This window comes from Methanobrevibacter sp. (assembly GCF_045586545.1).
GTDB lineage: Archaea > Methanobacteriota > Methanobacteria > Methanobacteriales > Methanobacteriaceae > Methanocatella.
Window position 1 is genome coordinate 1 of record NZ_JAZNAN010000134.1, and the last position, 6,222, is coordinate 6,222.

9 protein-coding genes are annotated in these 6,222 nt (G+C 33.9%); 3 read left to right on the plus strand and 6 right to left on the minus strand.

The features are described from left to right. Positions 1–172 precede the first annotated feature (172 nt). A complete protein-coding gene (locus ACKI3D_RS10065; RefSeq protein ID WP_407394199.1) occupies positions 173–754 on the plus strand; it encodes a GNAT family N-acetyltransferase in 582 nt (193 codons plus the stop codon). Positions 755–759: 5 nt separating this feature from the next. On the opposite strand, the gene ACKI3D_RS10070 is transcribed toward ACKI3D_RS10065, so the two are convergent. From ACKI3D_RS10070 to ACKI3D_RS10090, 5 genes are all read right to left on the minus strand, one after another. Further along, the gene (locus ACKI3D_RS10070) at positions 760–900 is read right to left on the minus strand and encodes a hypothetical protein (RefSeq protein WP_407394201.1); all 141 of its coding nucleotides are present in this window, start codon (positions 898–900) and stop codon (positions 760–762) included. 132 nt (positions 901–1,032) lie between these two features. After that, positions 1,033–1,545 carry an SAM-dependent methyltransferase gene (locus tag ACKI3D_RS10075; RefSeq protein WP_407394202.1) on the minus strand — a complete coding sequence of 171 codons (513 nt, stop codon included), beginning with the start codon at positions 1,543–1,545 and terminating at the stop codon, positions 1,033–1,035. After that, positions 1,538–2,383 (minus strand): pantoate kinase, encoded by an 846-nt coding sequence (locus ACKI3D_RS10080; protein ID WP_407394204.1) that lies wholly within the window; start codon positions 2,381–2,383, stop codon positions 1,538–1,540. Before ACKI3D_RS10080 ends, ACKI3D_RS10075 begins: the two co-directional genes overlap by 8 nt. A 19-nt stretch (positions 2,384–2,402) precedes the next feature. Then, entirely contained in the window at positions 2,403–2,909 is a 507-nt protein-coding gene (locus ACKI3D_RS10085) for a flavodoxin (RefSeq protein ID WP_407394206.1), read from the minus strand. A 55-nt stretch (positions 2,910–2,964) separates the two neighbouring features. Further along, a complete protein-coding gene (locus ACKI3D_RS10090; RefSeq protein WP_407394208.1) occupies positions 2,965–4,188 on the minus strand; it encodes an FprA family A-type flavoprotein in 1,224 nt (407 codons plus the stop codon). 88 nt (positions 4,189–4,276) lie between these two features. Between ACKI3D_RS10090 and ACKI3D_RS10095 the strand changes: the two genes are divergently transcribed. After that, positions 4,277–4,942, plus strand: a complete 666-nt coding sequence (locus tag ACKI3D_RS10095; RefSeq protein WP_407394209.1) for a histidinol phosphate phosphatase domain-containing protein — start codon at positions 4,277–4,279, stop codon at positions 4,940–4,942. Continuing rightward, positions 4,939–5,403 (plus strand): DUF2115 family protein, encoded by a 465-nt coding sequence (locus ACKI3D_RS10100; protein ID WP_407394211.1) that lies wholly within the window; start codon positions 4,939–4,941, stop codon positions 5,401–5,403. The genes ACKI3D_RS10095 and ACKI3D_RS10100 overlap by 4 nt, the downstream gene beginning before the upstream one ends. 80 nt (positions 5,404–5,483) lie before the next feature. Here the strand turns inward: ACKI3D_RS10100 and ACKI3D_RS10105 are convergent, their stop codons facing one another. Beyond that, positions 5,484–6,092 carry a hypothetical protein gene (locus ACKI3D_RS10105; protein WP_407394213.1) on the minus strand — a complete coding sequence of 203 codons (609 nt, stop codon included), beginning with the start codon at positions 6,090–6,092 and terminating at the stop codon, positions 5,484–5,486. Between the last annotated feature and the right edge of the window lie 130 nt (positions 6,093–6,222).

The window sequence follows — 6,222 nt, forward strand, 5'->3', positions numbered from 1 at the left end:
TTTTGACATTCTTTTTAATATTTTGGAAAAATTTAAAATTAGTAAATTTCAATAATTACAAAAACATGTTAAAAATAATATTTTCATATGAAAACAATTTGATAAGCTTAAATAAATATTATAATTGTTTATGAGCAAATAATAAATAATTAAAGAACATATATGGAAAATTATGGAGATTGAAGAAATTAAGGAGAAATATTATTTTGAAACTTTGACTAGTGAACATGATTTAACTGATTTTGACTGTGGTGATGAAGAGCTTAACAACTTTTTGAAGGAGGATGCTTTGAACCAACAAAATGCAAAGTTGAATGTGACCAAATTGGTAATGTGTGATGGAAGGATTATTGGATATGCATCTCTTCTAACAGACACCATCATTTTGAAAAGGATTAAAGATGAAAAACTAAGAATAACATTAAAAGGAAAATTAAATCTTAATTCAAAAGAAAAAGAGATTTCAGCCGTGATGATTGGTAGATTTGCCATTGCCAAAAAATATTCAGGTAAAGGATTAGGAAGTCATATCTTAAGAAATATTTTAAAAAATTTGAAAGAGATCTCAGAAAATAGAATAGGATTTCGTTTCATTGTTATTGAAGGTTATGCAAGTGCTTTTAATTTCTATGTTTTGAAAAACGGTTTTGAATATCTTGAAAAAGATAAAAAATTCGTTGAAAAAATTAACTTTATTTCAAAAAGAGACCCGAAAAAACTTTTTTATCTATATTTAAATTTGAAAAAAATTTAAAAGAATTAAAATGGAACAAAACGTTGTTCTTCCATTTTTTTACTTAATTCTTTTTGTTTTTCAGAAGGTGGGTCCAACATATGATTTAAAAAATCAGTAGCATGCTCACCATACAAAATAGGAGTACTCCCAATAGGTTTAGCCATAAGTAAAACCTCTTCAATATTATCTAATTATCAATTTAGTCTTAATCCTTTATATAATTATTGATTAGAGAATTCTCGAATTGTTTTAATCAAGAAAAATTGCTTTCAAAAAACCATATTATTTAAACTTAACTATTTTTTGAGTTTAGGTGTCCATAGCTCAAATTCTTTTATTAACGGAGGAATGCCTGAATCATGATAGGTTTCAAGATAACCTAAATCTGTATTATACTCTTCCCCACTTCCGCTAGCGGAATTGATAAATTCCAAAATGCCACGATTCCTAATTACAGTATGTGTTGGTTTAAATGTGCTTGACCATATATAAAAGACCTTAAAAACAGTATCGGGATGGTATCCTCCGCCCAAATCAATAGCTAAAACATCACAGTTTTGAGTTATCTTAAATGCTTCGGCTAAAACTTCATGCAGACGGACATCCCCTGGAATAAATGCAACATCCAACTTTTCCATTTCATCAATGGCTTCGGGAGAATTGTCAAGTGCTATTACATTGCATTTGTCAGCTATCAATTGAGTAGTTCCGCCGGTATGGCAACCCAATTCAATTACTGTATCATCTACATTTACCAGTTCCAATAGATCCTGACGGTATTTTTTTATATCATAGCTAAGTTTAATCATAAACTATCCCAATGTTGTTGAGTTTATCTATATGCAAGTCTTCTATGCCTAAAGTTTTGAAGGCATCTTCATCATATGCAAATGTAAATACAGTATTTCCAAGCATTGCCATGGAACTGCCCAAAATATCAGGCCTGGAATTAAAATACTCAATTAGATTTTTCACTTCATCTGTCATCAAATTTATCTCATAAGAAAACTTATTTGAAAAGTCCAAAAAATTCCTTAAAGTAGGTTCCTTTTCAAATGATTCCAAATATTTCAGGCCAGCTTGTGAAATGACCTGCTTGTGATGGTCATCGCGAATAATGTCTGCAGTCTCTATTGTTCCGAATGTTTTCCAGGCAATAGCAACATCATGCTCAAATGATTTTATCTCACCAATGCCCGGAGCGCCTGCCTGTGTTCTCAAAACCATTCCATGCCCGGTTTGTGCAATCACATCACCCAATCCCGCTCCGAGATTAACTTCAGCCATGTGGGCAATCTGACCGCATAACTCTTTAGAATATCCCAAGTCCAGAAACTCGTTTATTGCCAATGTTAAGCTTAAAGCCGAAGCGGCCGAAGTTCCAAAACCAGCTCCAATCGGAAGCTGAATATCCTGTGTGATTTTAAAATCAGTTTCAATGTCGAGAATGCTTAAGACTTCATCTATTACTGTTGAATCTCCCTGATTAACTTCAATCGTTAACTCGCTGGCTGGAGAAACAGTAGTCTTAACACCTTCAGAAAGCAGAAATCCAGCACCGCAGGATCCGTTCTTTAGACTGACTTCATGGTTTTCTATTGTAAAAAAACCTGTAATGTGGCCAGGTACGAAAACACTTTTTGACATGATTAACACTATTTTAAAATTATTTTCCTAACCAGGTTTCAACAATATCTTTTGCATCATAGACATTTGCACCTGGAATTGACAAGCCCTTTTTAATTTCAGCGCCTTTACATAACTTTTTCAAGTCCTTTTCAGCGCTGCCGAAACCTGATCCTTCATGGGTTACGAATGCCTTAACGGTCTTGCCTGTAAAATCAAGCTTTTCCAATTGTGTAAACATTGGCATTGGAAGGGTTCCCCACCAATTCGGAAAACCAATATAAATTGTATCATACGAAGAAATATCCTCCAATGGATTTTTAATTTCAGGCCTTGCATCTTTTTGCAGTTCCTTTTTAGCTACATCAATACATTTCATGTAATCGGAAGGATATTCCACTGCTGGCTCCACCTTAAATAAATCCGCACCAGTGAAGTCTTTAATGTACTCGGCAATCACTTCGGTGTTGCCCTTTTCAATGTTTTTTAGTTCTCCGCCGAAATAGTTTTCACCGGCTCTTGAAAAATAAATAACCAAATCAGACATGCAAATAACCTCTTAATGTTATCTTAAAAAAAAGTAAATGAAAAGAATAAAATGATTATTCTTTTATTGAACGAGCAAGTTCTGCACCTTTTTCAAATGCTTCAGCCAAAACATCCTCATCAGGTACGAACAATACATCTAAAGTGTCGGTTACAGTGAAACCTGCTTCTTCCAAATCTCTTTGGAGTTTAGCTATAGCTCCTCCACCCCATCCTTTAGATGAAAAGATTAATGCACTTTTCTCGCTGCCGGTTCCTTTGAAGTTGACGCAGTCCAGCCAGTAAATCATGTTTCCTATTCTTGGGAACGGCTTGTTCATCATGGTAGGAGCACCCAATGCAATGGCTTTGGAGTCCAAGATGTCTGTAATTACATCATCAGGTCCGTCTTCCTGCATAAAGTACATTGCCACTTCTACATCCTCACTCATGATACCTTCAGCGATTTGGTAAGCTAGAATTTCTGTTGAGTGATGCATGGTGTCAAAGATTACAGTGATTTTGTCTTTGCAAACGCCTGATCCCCATTCGGTATATTTTTCAACGATTGGTCCTGGGTTTTTCCAGATTTGACCGTGACAAGGAGCAATCATTTTGATGTCATTGATTAAACCTGTTTCAGTCAATTCGTTTAACTTCATCCTGAGCATAGGTGAACCTAATGTTACAAGGTTTGCATAGTATTTCTGTGCTTCCCTAAGGAGGTATTCAGTTTCATAATCCTCATCGAATCTTTTGGAGTGGGCTACATGCTGTCCGAATGCATCATTTGAGAATAGGATTCCCTCTTCAGCAAGCAAGGTAAACATGCTGTCAGGCCAGTGAAGCATAGGAGCTGAAATGAATTTCAAGGTTCTTCCGCCAATATCCAATTCATCACCGGTTGCAACGGCATTGATTTCTAAATCTGAGAAGTTGTGATATTGTGCTTCAAGGAATTTGATACAGTTGGCTGAGGCATATATCTCAGCATCAGGATTATATTCTGCAATAGTTTGCCTTAAGAAAGTTGAGTGATCCATTTCAGAGTGGTTTTGAACAAAAACATCGATTTTAAACTCTTTTCCTTCCTGTTCGAATGCGTCTTTTACTCTAGCATCGAATTGCTCAAACATTCCTCTGTAAACATTATCAATTAGTACAGTTTTTTCCTCACCAAATACTAAATAAGCATTGTATGTGGTACCAGGAATTCCATATCCGTGGAAAGTTCTACTGTGCCAGTGGATTACACCTACCCAGTAAACACCATCGGCCATTTTTACTGCTTTTGCTTTCATATTCATTACCTCTTAAATATTTAAGTTGTATAAATATATATTCTAGGTATTATATAAAATATTATATTTAACAAAAAGAGGTTATATTTTGAACAAAAGAATCGATTTACATATGCACAGCTTATTCAGTGACGGAGAATTACTGCCCTCCGAACTGGCCAGAAGAGCTTTGAAATTAAACCATGAAGCGATAGCCATTACCGACCATGTTGATTGGTCAAATGTCGATACAATCCCAGCAATTCAGGATGCAATTGATGATATTAATGCCAATTGGGATATAACTGTTGTATTGGGTGCTGAAGTGACACATGCACCATGCGAATCCATTGACGGAATAGCTGCCCGTGCAAAGGAACTGGGTGCTAAGATAGTTGTGGTTCATGGTGAAACCCTAAACGAACCTGTTACACCTGGAACAAATCGTGCAGCAGTTGAATCAGAGCATGTTGATATTCTAGGCCATCCTGGTCTGATTACAGTTGAAGAGGCAGAAATCGCAAAAGAAAATGACATCTATCTGGAAATTTCCGCTCGCCAGGGACACTGCCTTGGAAACGGCCATGTTGCAAACATTGCACGTGAAGTCGGAAATAATCTATTAGTTAATACTGACACCCATTCACCTGACAATATCATTACTTTTGAAAAGTCATATGAAATAGCATTGGGCGCAGGATTAAGTCCAGACGAAGCCATGAAAGCTATTGTTGACAATCCTCGTGAACTCCTGAAAAGCAAAGGAATCTTATGAAGGCATCAAAACTCCTAAAGATTATTCGCAAAAATTTAAAGGATTATCCCATCGACTATTTGAAAAATAAGGTTACCGATGAGAGGTATAAAGATCCTTTAACAAAAAAGCTTGCAAAATATAACTCCAGTGTATATGATGAGATTTACAGCGTTGAAATTTTAGAGGATTTTGAAATTAAAGATAGCGTGATAAAGAATATGCGCTCAGACATTGGCTTTTATTTTGACAGGTATTCTGCCGGCGATGATGAAAACAAGCGATTCACCGAATACGTTTCACTCTACCTGGCATTAATAGCTAAAAGACCACTTCACCCCTACAGCGAAGATAAAAAGGATGACGTATACTATTTCAATGGAGATTACTACTGCAAAGGCCGCATTAAATATATTCACGATGAGAAATCGCTTTGCAGGTATTGCGTCTGTAAAAATGTTGGTTTTAGTGGATTGTTTTAGCAGTTTTTAAATTTTCCTAAATTAATACATTCATTAATGCACAAATACTCCATTAAAATTTCAATAGCTTTTAAAAAATCTTAATCAACACTAACAAACTTGAGATTTAAATGTTTATTCTTATTACAATATTCATTAACATCAAAAAGAATGTTTTCATCTTCATCATACAAAAAATCATGCCTAAGATTCTCTTTTTTAATCATATCTAATATTTGCTTATCTTTTTTTATATGATTGGGAATTTGAGTCATTTTATTGAATATATAGTTTTTTCTATAACAATTTGATGAATAAAAATCATTCTGAAAACCATTGAACTTTAATTTTACTTCAAATGAATCATGATTTTCATTAAAATCTAATTCTTTCCAGATTTTATCTAATACCTCATGCATTTCAAAAACTTTTAATTCACCAATTGATTTGAAAGAATTAATTTGCTCATGAAGATGGAACTCATTAATTAAATCATTATCTTTAATTTGATTAATACATCTACATACTTTCAAAAGAAATAATTGGTATTGGTTATTTTTTTCTTGAAAAACTTTTTTCACTTCCTCATCGACATGATCAGAATAGAAATAATTCTGATTTTCTATAAGAAACACACTAACAGAATCAAAGCAATTATCTAAAGTAAAAATATAACCCAATATAACATTAGAATCAAGAAAATAATTCATTGAATCACCAAAACATGTTATTTACTTCTTTAATTAACTCGTCATATTGGTGAGTATTTTCGTAGATATCTAAGTAAAAAAATTCTTCCTGTTTAAATAAAAATTCATCAAATTGATTATAATATTTACT